We start from the raw sequence: 15,808 nt of genomic DNA on the forward strand, positions 1-15,808 counted from the left end.
TATTATTTTATACATTGTTGTGCTTTCGTGCTACTTTTTTGAGCATAAATGAAAATTATATCTAATTGCATTACTCTTTATCAAATCCATCAACAATAACGCCCCCCATTGATGCTGGGAACGATAGGATTATTATTCTTTTAAAAGCAATTAATGGTTCTTCTAATAGTGGCATCCTATTAAGGGCAAATAAAATAATAAATACTACAATAAAGGTAACAGCATAATCTATTATAGTTCTTAATACGAAATGCGATAATCTGTGTTTTACTTGTCCCTGAAATATTCCTTGAAATGAGTATATATTAATAAATAATAATGACAATAGAATTATTACAATAAGATTGAGAGTTGGTAAAGTTTCACTTAATTTCCATGATTCCTCTGAAAAGGCAACAGGAATCGTCAAAGCAGATGCCCCTACTATTACTTGAATAATATCTTCAAAGTTAATTGTTTCTTTACTCATAATATACACTTCATTAGAGGTACTAATAAAAGTTTTATTTCTTATTTTCAATAGATCTCACTTAATATGATCTCTTTCTAAAAAAATCGACCTCTTTAGTACGATCTCAGCATGAAGCACAACGGTCTTCAAAGTTTCGTGGGCGATTAAAACAGTTGTCTTATCAAATTCCTAAAGAAGCAAGCCACATAAAGCTTAGGACCAATAAAGCAGTTTCCATTTTTGCACGAGAAAGTAAATTTATGAAAACAATTGTATAAACAGTATTCCCAATTAAAGTAAAATGATCAGCGAGTATTAAATAGAAAGAATATATTTAGCCCTTCGACTCCGCTCAGGGATCGAAAAGTAGCTTGGCACTACTCCTCAAAAAAGAGGGAAATTTTATTAACTTAAGTCAAGTCTGGCGAAATATGGGTTGTAGTCATAACCTGATATTTACAGCTTACACATAATCAGAGCATGACCATTCAATTCTCTAGGCATTTCGCCTCCTTTGGGTTACTAAGTGTCTTGTACTGAGCTTGCCCTTTAGTTTTATACCCAAAAAAGATTTAACTTTTAAGAGACAGAAAAGACCGAAATCCAATCTCCTTATATATGGCTATCAATTTCCAACAACCAAGCACAAACAAAGGAAATAGACGCAGATAGACAGCCAATAAAGTTGAAAAGCCTGAGGTAAATACATAAATGAAGTCAACACGATTAATGCACTTAAAAGCATAGCGAATGCTGTAAGGAAAGAGATCTAAATTATCTTCTTATGCTTGAGTCTTTCCAAACTCAAAATAGATAGGTTTTGGGTTTAAATATCTTAAGTTTTGTTTATTCTGTATGAGATTGGTTGTGATTAGTAAGGGATTTCATAACTCCTTAAAAAATTTGCCAATACTTTCTTTATCGTTCATAACTATTAGCGGTTTTCATTTTACTATGATTCGTTTCACTAATAGGTATTGTAAATATAAAGTTACTGCCTTTCCCTAATTCGCTTTCTACCCATATTTTCCCTCCCTGTATTTCAACAAGTTCTTTACAGAGTATTAAGCCCAAACCTGAACCTATTTCATTCTCTGTTCCCATCGTCGTTCTATTTGTCTCAACCTTGAATAATTTATTTATCGTTTCTTCACTCATTCCAATACCATTATCAGAAATTGCAATTTCAACTCGACTTTGTTTTTTTTTTGATAAAACACTTATATTTCCTCCTGGTTTTGTGAATTTTATGGCATTCGAAATAAGATTTCGTAAAATTATTTTCAACATATCTCTATCGGCACAAACTTCAATATCACCTGATTGATTATGAGCTAATAATATATTCTTGCCAATGGCGACTGTTTTGGAGAGTTCTATCGTTTCATTGATAATTGATGCTAAAATTATTTCTTGGGGCTTGAAGGTAATTCGTCCGGTTTGCGATTTTGCCCAATTCAACAGATTATCAAGTAAAATAAGCGTGCTTTTGGCTGATGAATTTATAATGCCTAAATACTCTTCACATTCTGCAAGTTCAAAATCTTTTAAATTATCAATTAACAATCTCGAAAAGCCCAATATTCCATTAAATGGACTTCTTAAATCATGAGCAATAATTGAAAAAAGTTTGTCTTTTGTCGCATTGAGTTCTCTTAATTTGATTTCATTTTCTTTAATAATTTGTACGGCATGTTTTCGTTCAGTCACATCACGAACATTAAGAACAATAGATTTAATTTCGGGATTATCTAATTGATTATTGCCATAGGCCTCCAAATAAACCCAGCTTCCATTTTTATGAAGATGTCGGTATTGCGTTCCACCATTTGCCTTATTTTCAATCATATCAAGAAACCCTATTTTAGTTAATTCCTGATCTTCTGGATGAATCATCTTATCAATGACAGAGATACCAATTAGTTCTTCTTGTTTAAATCCCAGTATCTTCTCACATGATTCACTAGCAAAATGTTGTATTCCATTGGAATCCATTAACACAATCATATCAAACGAATTCTTAATGAGTTGTTTAAAACGTGCTTCACTTTCTTTGAGGGCTTTTACTGTCAACTTAGTCTCAGTGACGTCCCGAGTAATCCCCATTACATGGCCTACTGTCCCGTCTTTGTTATATTCAGGAACATAACGGGATTCGTAATAATGGTCACCTGTTGGTGTTGGGAAAGTGAAGCTAAACTCTATTTCCTGTCCGCTTTCAAAAACCTTGCGAATCTGCTTTTGGAAAAACAAAACAAGTTCTTCCGGCATTCCAAGATCTCGATGGTTTTTCCCGAGAAATGTTTGTTTGGGGATTCCTGTAGCTTTTTCAACAGCTGCATTCACATAGGTGTGTCGAAATAAACGATCAAACCTAAAAATAATATCTGGAGCGTTTTCTGCCAAGGTTCTAAATTCCTGCTCACTAATCCTTAGAGCCTCATCTGACTGTTTTCGCTTCGTGATATTATCAAAAATCACAAGAAACTGATTTTTTTGAGAACTATAAACCGAAATGGAAAACCATATCCCCAAGGCTTCGACAAAAGTTTCTATCCTCTCAGATATTCCTGTTTGCAAAACCCTGCTATATAAATGAAACAGTTCTGGGTTTTCCATTCTATGATTAGGAATGACTTCAGATACACGTTCACCAACAATATTTTTCAAACCCGTTAATTTTTCAAAAACCTGATTTACTTCAAGATAAATAAAATCAATGGGTTTATTATTCTCATAAATCATTTGGCAATGCGCAAATCCTTCTGACATATTATCAATGAGAGAATGATAGATATCGTCATTTTTAATAGAAGAATTGAGCTGACAATTTTCCTTATATTGTTTAAGTTCTGCAATCTGAATTTCCAATTCTTGATAAGTAGGTTTAGAATCCATTTTTGTTTTTTTATTAATTTCTTATAAGGAGAGTAAAAATTATATAAGAGCTATATCTTATTTATTCTAATGGCTGTATATGTCTATATATTATAAAACAAGCTCTCACGAAACAGCTAAATCATTGTTATTTAACTGACAGATAAAATCATACATCCCTATTAAATTACGAAATATTCTATAGCCAACAATAAACTTGTCTATTCTAAAATCACGAACAAATCTAAAATAGAACCTATCTACATAATTATGAATATCAAAATAACAGCCATTCACACTGTCATTAATCATGCATCACTTATTACAATTTGTTTTCATCATATTCAATCAGAGACAATCTATTTCAAAGTCTGACTTTAAGCCTTATATTTTAATTTACTCTCCGCTTTATCGCCTTTCTCCATCTAAAATATTAATTTTACTGATTATCATTTTTCGACATCAGGATGGAAGACAACAAAGAGCTGAGACTAGCTTACGATTATATAGAAAACACCAACACCAACATATTTCTGACGGGGAAAGCCGGTACAGGTAAAACCACTTTTTTGCACCGCCTGCGTCAGGAGTCACTCAAACGAATGATTGTGGTTGCCCCTACGGGTGTGGCTGCGATTAATGCGGGCGGTGTAACGGTTCACTCTTTCTTTCAGTTGGGCTTTAGTCCCATTCTTCCCGAAGAAGAATATAAAAATAAGGATCAGGCATCTCCTGAGAATCGTTTTAATAAAACCAAAATCGATATCATTAAATCTTTGGACTTATTGGTGATCGATGAAATCTCTATGGTTCGCGCCGACTTATTGGATGGGATTGATGCCGTTCTGCGTCGTTATCGCAAATCGAAATTGCCTTTTGGTGGTGTTCAGTTATTGATGATTGGTGATTTACAGCAATTGCCTCCTGTGGTGAAACAGGAAGAGTGGTCCATATTGAAACGTTTTTATGCAACTGAGTTTTTCTTTAGTTCGAGAGCCTTACAAAAGTCGCCGCACATTTGCATTGAGCTGAAACACATTTACCGTCAGAAGGACGAAGACTTTATTCGAATTCTAAATGAGATTCGTAATAACCAGCTTTCTGATCAATCGCGCCGTCGATTAAATGCCAATTACAAACCCGATTTCGATCCGGATGATAAAGAAGCTTACATCACTCTAAGTACTCACAACCGTAAGGCTGAAGATATCAATGAGATTAAGCTGGAAAAACTAGAGACAGACAAAATGAGTTTTAAGGCTAGTATAGATGGTCAATTTCCCGAATACGCCTTTCCTACTCTCGAAAAGCTTGAGCTAAAAAAAGGTGCTCAGGTGATGTTCGTAAAAAATGATTCTCAATCGGCCAAGCGTTTCTATAATGGAAAAATTGGAACGATCACCTTTATGAATAAGGATAGTATCAGTGTAAAATGCGAGGGAGACGAAGATGTGATTGAGGTTGAAATGGAAACCTGGCAGAATATTAAATTCTCCATTAATGAAAAAACCAAGGAGATTGAAGAGGAGGTCATTGGCAATTTCAAACAATTCCCACTCAAATTGGCCTGGGCCATCACCATTCACAAATCTCAGGGCTTAACCTTCGAAAAGGCAATTATCGATGCCGCTTCGGCTTTTGCACACGGGCAGGTTTATGTGGCACTATCGCGTTGTAAATCGCTTGAAGGTATGGTGTTGAAAACACGCATCAATCCTCAAGGCATTATTTGCGATAGCTCTGTTGCCAGTTTTAATAAAGCTATGCAAGAGAATCCGCCAAAACAAGAGGATCTCTACAAAGCCAAGCGCGACTATCAGCTTTCATTATTGAAAGAGCTTTTCGATATGGATTTGATTTACCATTACGCTTACCGGCTGAACAAAGTCTTCGAAGCCTACCCCACAACAGCTCAAGGCGATTGTAAGGAGAAGTTAAAGGCTGTTATTGATCATCTAAAACCAGAATTGGTAAAGGTTGGTCAACAATTTTCCAATCAGTTGTTTCATATGTTTGGTAACTCTCCTAGTTTAGAGAATGACAAACTTTTTCAGGAACGCCTACATAAAGCTTGTCAGTACTTTATTCCTAAGTTGGAGCTTTATCTGTTAGAACCAGTCCATCAGAGCTATTTCGATACCGATAATCAAGCTCTGGAGAAAACCGTTAAGGATCTGCGCATTCGCATTGTTGAGCTAACTCAGGTGAAATTAGCTTGTATGCTTCATTGCAATCATGGTTTTGTACTTAAGGATTTCCTTGAGCTCAAAGCGAAGGAGCATCTCAAGACGATTAACTTCAAACGTATGCCAAAGCAAGAAGATTTTGCTGCTATTGTCGACTATCCGGATCTGTTTAAGCAACTTAAAGATTGGCGATATGCCAAAGCAGATGAATTAAACACAAGCGTAGCCTCAATTATCAGCCTTAAGGTGATTGTTCAAGTATGCAACAGTTTGCCACAAAACAAAATGGCCTTGAAAAACATAAAAGGCATGGGAGCCAAAAAGATTGATGAATTTGGTCTGGAACTTCTGAAATTGGTTGATGCTTTTAAAAAGGATAATAAACTATCACAGGTTCCCGATATCTTTTCATCAGTTGAAAGCCAGGAACCCAAAAAAATCAGCAGCAAAGAAAGAAGTTTTTTAATGTATAAGGAAGGCAAAAGCATTCCTGTTATCGCAGCTATGCGTGATCTGACTCGTTCTACCGTTGAAGAGCACCTAACCTATTATGTGAGTATTAATGCCCTTCCCATCGGGGATTTTGTTGATGATGAGAAAGTCGAAAATATCATGGCTTATTTTGATACACACGCCATAGATGCCCTTAACGATGCAAAAAAGGATCTGGGCAAAGATATTAGCATGAGCGATCTTCGCTTTGTTTTAGCTTACTGGGAGAATGTAAAAGATAAAAAGACAAACTAAATGCTAGCAAAAAAAAACCACCTCAAAACTGAGGTGGTTCAATTAAATCGACTCAAGCTAGCCAATCTGTATACTGTATCAGGCTTCTAAAAGCTCTTTCTGCTTATCTAACTTACGAGTCACTCGACCATAAATAATCAAAGCTATTGCCGATACACCTGCAATGGCTACAAAATAATACCAAATGTAATGTGCATGCGCTGATGCAACTTCCCAGTCTGCATGATTTTCAAATAAATGTGGATCAGGACAATATTTTGACAATAAGAATCCAGATAAACCAAATCCTAAAATAGATGAGATGAATGAATGTAAATGACTAAAGCCTAAATACATTCCTTCCTCTCCCTTAGGAGCTTGCAATGAAAAGTATTCTAAGAATCGTGGTGAAATAAATGACTCAGCAAACCCCTGGAATACAATACCTATAATCATCATGAAAGCAACCGGATGCAGACTAAAAAAACCTAAATCTATCGATTCCACATCTAAAAGATTTCCTGCTGCCATACACAAAGCTGAAACGGGCATTATAAACATACCGACAGTCATTGAAAATAGAGCTGTTTTCTTTCGCATAAGCTGAGTGATAAGGCCAACAAAAAGGAAAACAATCAATGGATTCACATTAGCATACCAAGAAGGTGATGCGCCTTCACCTGCCATACGCAAGACATACTTGGGCATGGTTGCATACAATTGGTGCTGAACCATCCAGAATCCTGTAACAATCAAAATCAAAGCCACCAAACGCCCATTAGCTAGTACCTTTAACAATGCATCCCAAATTTCCGACATACTCTTGCCTTCTCCTTCGTGACGAGTGGTCTTAAAAAAGAAATAAACGGCGATCAGGCCCAGTAGAGTTGCACCAGCCGAGAAATAATTCAAGGTGATTAATCCTTCATTTCCCATTGCCTCACGCAATGGCTTTACAATAGTTTTCCCAGAAAAGGCACCAATATTGACCATGGTGTAAAAAATAGAAAAACCTCTAGCACGATTGGCCTCAGTCGTTTCCTTAGCAACAGTACCTGTAATTACTGATTTAATGAATGATCCACCAATCATGATCAGGATAATAATTGGGATTATAAACCATTTATGAGAACTGCTCTCTAATCCTGTAAATGTTGTAATCTTGGTGTATTCTACCAAACCTGCGGATTCGAGCAGTGTTGGAAAAATAGCTAAACCAGCGTAACCAATAGATAAAAGGGCAAATGCTAATAGTAAGGCATTCTTAAAACCCATTTTATCGGCTAATGCTCCACTAAAAGTTGGCAATAAATACAAACCTCCAGAGAATAAACCTGAAATCATGGCCGCTTCCACATCCGTAAATCCTAATATTCGGGATAAGTAAATTGTAATCACAATAAAAACCCCGTAATAAGCTGCTCTCTCCAACAATTCCACCGAATTGGCTACCCAAAAGGCTTTAGAAAAGCGTTCCTTTATCGTACTCTCTTTTTCAACACTCATTTTAATTCTCAGTTAAATTTTATTTAAGGTATAGTTGTCCAACTTTACAGGCGGTAAAAATAGAATTTCTTATAAAAATCACGAGTAGGGAAAACCCGACTTTAATGTTTATCAAAAATTAGGCCGTAAAACCCGGCAAGCCCTCTGTTTTGTATGATTACAATAAAAAAATAATTTTTATTTGATGAAAGTAGTATTTTAAAATCGTAATTGTCAAGCCCTTGCTTATTTTAACAAAAAAATATTCATCCAGAGCCCTTATTATATTTGCGAAACGAACATTTTTGACTTACATTTGCACCCGTTATCAGAACAGATAATAACACATATTGGAGAGATGGCAGAGTGGTCGAATGCGGTAGTCTTGAAAACTATTGTGCGGCAACGTACCGGGGGTTCGAATCCCTCTCTCTCCGCAATTTAAAACGCAAGCCTTTATCCATTAGGGGTTTGCGTTTTTTCATATCAACTATTTATCAACCGCGATGAATATGCAAGTTTTATGAGTACTCGTTAGAACTAATCAAAATGAATACTCTTTACTATAATTCATTAAAATGAAAGAAAAGTCAAAATACAGTTAGCCTTACAGTTAACGTCTCCTTTTCTTTCTTTAAACTAATAAACTATCTTGTTTCAATTAGTTTTTAACGGCAATTTGAAGCACTTTTTTAATCTCGCGAGAAGAAGTTCCCAGCATCAATTTGAATTGGCCTGATTCCAGATTCCAATTCATTTTTGAATCATCGAAAAAGGCCAGTTCATCCACGGGAATTTCCATGATAACACTTTTCGTTTCACCAGGATTTAGGTTGACCTTATTAAAGGCTTTCAATTCCTTAAGCGGTCTTAAAACCGATGCTTCAACATCGTTGACATACATCTGAATGACTTCAGATCCTTTTGATTTACCCGTATTTTTAATCTCACATGAGACTTTAATCACCTCTCCTTTTTTATAGGTAGACTTATCTGTTTTCGCACTTAACAGCTTAAATGTGGAGTAGGATAAACCGTATCCAAATTCGAATAAGGGTTTAATCTTCTTCGTATCGTGCCAGCGGTAACCGACCAATATGTCTTCTTTGTATTCCTGATTGATGCCATCGCCAGGATAAGAGATCTCTCCAAATGAATGAGCTGCGTTGTCTTCCAGCTTAACAGGAAACGAAAAAGGCAGTTTCCCTGATGGATTCACATCTCCCGAGATTACATCTGCGATAGCATGTCCGGCCTCACTTCCCAAATACCAGGCTTGAACAAGTGCTTTCACCTTCGAAATCCAAGGCATTTCAACAGCATTACCACTTAGCATGATAAAAGCGGTGTTTTTATTCACCTTCAATATTTCATTCAACAAATCATCTTGACCAAAAGGCAAAGCGAACTGAGTACGATCATCGCCTTCACAATCCTGATGATGACTTTTATTCAAACCGCCTACGAAAAGAACGATGTCTGCTTCAGCAGCGACTTCGATTGCCGCACGCTTTAATGAATCTGCATTTAGATTGGTTGGTAACACCCAACCATAAACTGATGGGCCTGATGCATAACCCATTGCATGTATAATTCGAGCATTTTTAAAGCGTTTCTGAATACCTTCTAAAGGTGATATTTCATGCTTGGTTTTGAGTTCCGAAGAACCACCACCAATTGTCATGCTACGGGTCGCATTCTCTCCAATTACAGCGATGGTTTGTTTTATTGCAGGATCTATCGGGAAGAACCCCTTATCATTCTTCAACAAAACAATCCCTTCTGTAGCCACTTCGCGAGCCACTTCAAAATGTTGCTGATTGGTCATTTTACCGAAAGTTCGAGTTGGATCCATATTGGTTCGAAACATCAGGCGAAGAATACGTCTGACCTTATCATCAACAACAAACTCATCTATTTCGCCACTTTTTAACAGTTCCAGAAATGGGTTCGCTAAATAGTAATTATCGTAAGCATTTTTCGATGAAGAGGTGAGTCCATCCGTTCCTGTTCCCATTTCCATATCCAAGCCATATAGTGCTGCTTCTTTGGTATCGTGTGTGGCTCCCCAATCGGTAACCAATACGCCATCGAAAGCCCAATCGCCCTTAAGAATCTTGTTCACCATCAATTCATTGTGGCAACAAAACTGGCCTCTTATTTTATTGTAAGCACCCATAATTGCCCAAACTTCTCCTTCGAGAACCGCAGCCTTAAATGCAGGCAGGTAAATTTCATATAAGGCTCTGTCGCTCAATTCCACATTAATATGATTACGCCAGTGTTCTTGATTGTTCAGGGCATAGTGCTTCACACAAGCTGCCACACCATTTTCCTGCACGCCTTTGATATAGGGCACAACCAGCTTGGATGCCAAATAGGGATCCTCCCCCATGTACTCAAAATTACGACCATTAAGAGGTGTGCGATAAATATTAACACCAGGGCCTAAAAGAATATCTTTCTTGCGATATCGGGCCTCTTCACCAATAGCCTTACCATACTTAAACGACAAGTTTGGATTGAAAGTAGCCGCCAAACAAGTTAAGGCAGGAAAAGCGGTACAGGAATCATTGGTCCAGCCTGCATGGTCCCAAGTATCCCAGGCAATCTCGGCACGCACACCATGAGGTCCATCCGACATCCATATCTCAGGAATTCCCAAACGAGGCACACCAGGCGTACTAAACTTCGATTGTGCATGACACATGGCCACTTTCTCTTCCAGAGTCAATTGTTCAATTAATACGTCAATCTTCTTTTCAATCGTTTTGGTATTCACTTGCCCAAACAGTTGCATGCCAGCAAACAGAACCAATAACAGAGTCGTAAGGAATAGTCTTTTCATTGTGATTTGATAAGTACTTACTAATTTGTATAACTTATATATTAGTCGTAAAAAATAGCGCATATAGCATGAGGGATACTACAGAGGCGCTACCAACTAACATCTTACATAACAAGCGTTTAAACTATTTTGGATTGAAAATCAAGTTTCCTTGATTCTCAATCTGTGTTTAAAATGCTTCATAAACCAATTTTAACACCCCAAATTTTCCTACCTGATATATTATGGGCTAATCAAATGATTATGCTTCCGATAATCGTCTCTTATCCAAATCCGATTTCATCACGACACAAGTGTCATGATCGATGGTGTAGAAATATAAGAGGATGGCACATGACATATACAGGATTCCCGGAATGACTGAAATCATAAGTTTTATTCCTGTAATGGCAGTTTCGGTTTGTTCTACATTCGGTGTAAATTGGAAGATAGCAAGCATCCATCCTGCCAAGGCTCCACCAATACCCCAACCCGCTTTTTGAGCAAAAGTAGCCGCAGAAAACACCAAACCGGTTGATCTTCTTCCTGTTTTCCACTCCGAGTAATCGGCTGTATCGGCAAGCATGGTCCACAGTAAAGGCACTGCAGGAGCATAAGCCATCTTTGCCAGAATATTGAGAATATAGATCATTGTAATATTGTTGGCACCAGGAAGATATAGGCAGATGAAGAAAAAGCCCGACAGTAATGAACTAGCCAAAAAAACATTACGCTTGCCGAACCGTTTAGCCAAAGGTTTTGAGAAAGGTATGGCTACGATTAGAGCAACAGTTCCTATCACATTAAACAATTGAACATTTTCTTCATTTCCTATATAGTATTTAAAGTAGTAAGCAATGGATAAATTCTGCATTGCAAACATGATAAAAGAGATAATTCCTACAAAAAACAAAATGACCCAGGGTTTGTTTTTAAATAGATTCTTAAAATCTTCCTTTAAGTTTTCTTTCTGTTCTTTAGGAGGTTGAACTCTCTCTTTAGTGGTTTTAAAGGTGATCATGAAAAGTGCAAAACTGATAATAGAAAACAAAATCAAGGTATACTGATAACCTTTTGCATTATCACCCTGACCAAAATACAAGGCTAAAGAAAGAGCTGTTCCTGACACGATAAACTGACCAATAAAAGCAAAGATAAATCGGTAGGAATTAAGGCCTGCTCTCTCGTATGAATCAGAAGTCATTACAGCTCCTAATGATGAATAAGGAAGATTTATAGCCGTAAATACTGTCATTAATAACATATAGGTAACGCCTGCATAAATCACTTTACCCGTAGGGCCTAGATCGGGAGTGGTAAACGTTAAGACTGCCAATACACTGTAGGGCAAAGCCATCCAAAGTATATAGGGTCTGAATTTTCCCCATCGGGTGTTTGTTCTATCAGCAATAATCCCCATTAAGGGATCGCTAAGCATGTCCCAAAAACGAGCAATCAGCATGATGGTACCAGCTGCTGCTGCAGAAATCCCAAAGGTATCGGTATAGAAAATTAGAATCCAGAAACCGACCATATCCCATACAAAATGGGAGGCGGTATCTCCTAAACTATAACCGACTTTTTCTTTCAAAGATAATTTTGACTCTATTTCACTCATCTCTATATGATTCAAATACTTTTTATTTTACTTCAAACAGATTGTACATTCTGGTCCATTCAATTGTCTGGCCGGGCTTCACATTGACATCAAAAAATAACTCCGGACTTACAACATGTTTCCATCCCCAAAGATTGACTTTGTTAGTTTTAAAACTTCCTGTTTCACTAATTCCAATCTTACTTTTTGTGTTTACCAATTCCCATATTGCATCAACACGCTCACCTCCTGAAAGATTACTGAAGAAGAACTGTTCTTCAGGAGTATTATTGAAAGTGATTTTATGATCTCTAATTTCAACGATTCCTTCAGGATTAACAGTAGCTCCAAACAATTCAGGTTTAATCTGGAATGGAAATTTTAAAATATAATCGGAACCTATTAACTCTTTATTGATGGCTAAAAAATTGTGGTTGTATTCATTGGTCGAAATGATTTTGTCACCCGTATTGTGTAAGTGATATTTAATGATAAAACTGTTTCCCCAAAGTTTAACTTCTTTTTTCAGAACATATGAATACCCGTTAAAGCTTTGAGATTTACACACAACAATTAGCTTATTCGTTTCAGCAATTAGTTTAAAATCGGCAGGTTGAATTTCGTAAACCTTACTAAAACTGTATGAATCACCCTCTTTTTTTAATAAGCCTACTCCAATCTTAGGAAACCAGTCTCCTTCCTCACATTCATCAAATCCTACTGGTGTTTCAATCCCAAATTCATTATAGAAGCCTTTTCCAAAGCTATTATCATCATCACTATTTAACCTCTCAGTTCCGGCAATATCGACACCTTTAAACTTCACAGACACAATTTTACCTGTCCAGTCAAATCTTGAGAGCTGATAATTTTCCAATGGCAAGTCGATATGAATTTCCAGGTTCTTATTTTTAAGGATATGTACCATATTCGTTTCTTCTTTGTGTTGACCAAAGCTTACAAATGGTAAGCATATCATTAGAAATAGGACTGTTTTAGTCATGTGTTTATCATTCTATTTTAGTTACCAGCCATGATAATCATATTCCTTTGTCTGAATACATGAAATGGCTCGTTTCATTTTTTTTGCTTAGAACCGTGGCTAATTTGACTTAGATAAGTTGGTGTACTTTTCTTTGACAACACTGAAGGCCTCTTTCTTATTTCTTTCAATATCAACAATCCCCCAATATTCTTCATTTGGTGCACCATCATATGGCACACCACCACTTTTGGGAGCCCAACCACCAACATCCAATTTGTTGTTATTTCCAGCTTTCCACAACTCATCTACAAAAGCAAACAAAGTGACACCTGAACAAATTGCCTGATTACTAAAAATGGATTCCAGGATATTTTTCGTGGCATCTGCTTGAGCTAGCTCATTTACACCTTGTTTATAGCCATCTTTTGAAATCGTCATATAGCTATCTGCTCCCGCTTCAGACAAATACATAGGTTTATCACTAAGAATAGCCCATTCCGAAAAGATCTCTTCCGGATTATCCCATCGATAGACATTCATGCCCCAGACATCTATATTGGGACACATTGTTAGTGCCAATGAATCTGGCAACTCGCCGTGTGCGGTTGTTACCGGATGAGAAGGGTCATGCTTCTGAATTTGCATGGCAGCATTGTTTAAAGCTGTGTACCAATTCTTCATATCACCACCAAACCACTCGGGATGATAATTATACTCGTTCCCCAATTCCCACATTAATATCACAGGGTGATGTTTGAACTTCTTTATATATGTGACAAAAGATCCTGAAAGAATATCATTCTCACCACCTTGGTCGTAGCCAAAACCTATAATTACCTTGAGTCCAGCTTCATTTATCTCATCAAGAACAGAAACATCTGTTATAGGAGCATAAACCCTAATGGTGTTTATTCCAGCTTCAAGCATTAAATACAAGTCCTCAGACAAATTACCAAAGTTTCTTTTATCACTTCCTTTGGGAACAGGATGATAGCATATCCCTTTGATTGTATAAACAGAGTCGTTTACAAGAATACGCCTTCCATTAACTGATACGGTATTCGCCTTAATATTCTCAGTCTGAAAGAGCAATAAACTCACTGAAAAAATTAATAAAATATGTTTAAGCATAACCATGGATATTTATTCGTTATTTACTTTTATAACAAGACTTAAGCAGGAATTACAACTGTTTGAATTGCCTGTGCACTAATCTGTATATCGACAGAACGATCACCCAAAGAAAGTTTCATGTTTCTTGATTCCAGGTTCATGTTCAAAATCACAAGAGCTATCGATCCATCGGGATTTTGTGCCGCTGTCATCATAAGATCCTTATCGGATATGTCAAATCCAATGCGCACTGCTCCAGGACAGATATACTTGCTAAAGTGTGCCAGAGTATAATACATTGGCGTAAAATACACTTTGTCTTTCTCAGGATCAACAATGACCGGGGCAAGACACCAGTTTTTAGCCCAGTTGGGGCCACCTTGTGTATCCAAAACCATATTCCAATCAACCCATCCTTGTACCCAATTGTTCAAACAACCTATGATATCTCGTGCATAACGATATACTGGCACGTATTTAGTGTGAAGATGTTTCTGATCATCAGGAGCCCAATCCCAACCCCAATCGGTAGCTTCTTTCTTCCAATACCAGGCATCATCATTCCAATGTGGCACTTCTGCATCGACACAAGCTTCCGACTGAATCATGAGTTTATTCGGAGCTTTATCATGTGTATATTGTAAGACATCAGGCATATAATCATAGGTACTGGCATACCAATGAATTGCCATACCATCAAAATACTTCGATGATTCCTCATCTTTATACATGACATCTGCCCATTCCTTTAATTCATCGCGATTCTGATCGTAGCCCAAGATCTTAATATCATGACCATCACTTTTTAATTTTGGTCCCAGATACTTGCTAACAAATTCTACCATTTCTTCTGGTGTATAATGCATACTCTCCCAGTTGCTGTTATTTCCCAAAGGCTCATTCTCTACAGTCAATCCCCAAATGTTGATTCCTTCATTTTTATAAGCAGTTATATATTTTGAGAAAAATAATGCCCAGGTGTCCTTGTATTCAGGTAATAACCTACCACCTTTCCAATCATTATTATCCTTCATCCAAGGTGGTGCTGTCCATGGCGATGAAAGAATTTTGAATCCATCTTCTGATAGTTCCATTGCATCCTTAATCATTGGAATAATATCATCTAGATCTTCTTTAATTGAAAAGTTCTCCAAAGCCAAGTCTCCTGCTACAGGAGCGTAGGAATAGTTACTCAATGAGAAATCACAAGAGTTAATATGCGTTCGTGTTAACGAATATCTGGCCCCTTCTGACCCAAAATAGGCATCCAAAATTATGTCTCGGTTCTTTTTACCTATTTGATTCAACAAGTAAGCCGATGACTCGGTAAAGGATCCTCCAAAACCAATGATGGTTTGAAATTTCTCATCCGGTAATAATTGGATGGCAACAGCATCTTCTCCAGATTTAAATTCACTTATTTTTTTGAGCTTATTGCCATTTGAAGACGTTTCATAGACATCCACCGTCAAATTATTCTGTTGTACTGTGCACCCCAACAAATTTGCCATGAGAAAAACAGATAAGAAATATTGAAATATTTTCATTAGTTTATAATTAT

At 36.9% G+C, this 15,808-nt stretch carries 9 protein-coding genes and 1 tRNA gene; 2 read left to right on the forward strand and 8 right to left on the reverse strand.

What is annotated here, in order from left to right; genetic code table 11:
• Nucleotides 1-70: 70 nt before the first annotated feature.
• A complete protein-coding gene (locus DWB61_RS06125; RefSeq protein ID WP_125030018.1) occupies nucleotides 71-469 on the reverse strand; it encodes a DUF2391 family protein in 399 nt (132 codons plus the stop codon).
• A gap of 900 nt (nucleotides 470-1,369) precedes the next feature.
• Nucleotides 1,370-3,349, reverse strand: coding sequence for a PAS domain-containing sensor histidine kinase (locus tag DWB61_RS06130; RefSeq protein ID WP_125030019.1), 1,980 nt, complete (start codon nucleotides 3,347-3,349; stop codon nucleotides 1,370-1,372).
• Nucleotides 3,350-3,795: 446 nt separating this feature from the next.
• Between DWB61_RS06130 and DWB61_RS17920 the strand changes: the two genes are divergently transcribed.
• The gene (locus DWB61_RS17920) at nucleotides 3,796-6,261 is read left to right on the forward strand and encodes a helix-turn-helix domain-containing protein (RefSeq protein WP_125030020.1); all 2,466 of its coding nucleotides are present in this window, start codon (nucleotides 3,796-3,798) and stop codon (nucleotides 6,259-6,261) included.
• Nucleotides 6,262-6,339: 78 nt separating this feature from the next.
• Here the strand turns inward: DWB61_RS17920 and DWB61_RS06140 are convergent, their stop codons facing one another.
• Nucleotides 6,340-7,746 (reverse strand): MFS transporter, encoded by a 1,407-nt coding sequence (locus DWB61_RS06140; RefSeq protein WP_125030021.1) that lies wholly within the window; start codon nucleotides 7,744-7,746, stop codon nucleotides 6,340-6,342.
• 331 nt (nucleotides 7,747-8,077) lie between these two features.
• Between DWB61_RS06140 and DWB61_RS06145 the strand changes: the two genes are divergently transcribed.
• Nucleotides 8,078-8,162, forward strand: a tRNA-Ser gene (locus tag DWB61_RS06145).
• Nucleotides 8,163-8,386: 224 nt separating this feature from the next.
• On the opposite strand, the gene DWB61_RS06150 is transcribed toward DWB61_RS06145, so the two are convergent.
• The 5 genes from DWB61_RS06150 to DWB61_RS06170 form a co-directional block, all read right to left on the reverse strand.
• Nucleotides 8,387-10,573: a beta-glucosidase gene (locus DWB61_RS06150; protein WP_125030022.1), complete on the reverse strand. Its 2,187-nt coding sequence runs from the start codon at nucleotides 10,571-10,573 to the stop codon at nucleotides 8,387-8,389.
• 241 nt (nucleotides 10,574-10,814) lie between these two features.
• Nucleotides 10,815-12,170, reverse strand: a complete 1,356-nt coding sequence (locus DWB61_RS06155) for an MFS transporter (protein WP_125030023.1) — start codon at nucleotides 12,168-12,170, stop codon at nucleotides 10,815-10,817.
• Nucleotides 12,171-12,192: 22 nt separating this feature from the next.
• Nucleotides 12,193-13,152, reverse strand: coding sequence for a hypothetical protein (locus DWB61_RS06160; RefSeq protein ID WP_197091133.1), 960 nt, complete (start codon nucleotides 13,150-13,152; stop codon nucleotides 12,193-12,195).
• Nucleotides 13,153-13,251: 99 nt separating this feature from the next.
• Nucleotides 13,252-14,265: a glycoside hydrolase family 2 TIM barrel-domain containing protein gene (locus tag DWB61_RS06165; protein WP_125030024.1), complete on the reverse strand. Its 1,014-nt coding sequence runs from the start codon at nucleotides 14,263-14,265 to the stop codon at nucleotides 13,252-13,254.
• Between the two features lie 41 nt (nucleotides 14,266-14,306).
• Entirely contained in the window at nucleotides 14,307-15,794 is a 1,488-nt protein-coding gene (locus tag DWB61_RS06170) for a glycoside hydrolase family 30 protein (RefSeq protein WP_125030025.1), read from the reverse strand.
• Between the last annotated feature and the right edge of the window lie 14 nt (nucleotides 15,795-15,808).

The organism is Ancylomarina euxina (genome assembly GCF_003863355.1).
Taxonomy (GTDB): domain Bacteria; phylum Bacteroidota; class Bacteroidia; order Bacteroidales; family Marinifilaceae; genus Ancylomarina; species Ancylomarina euxinus.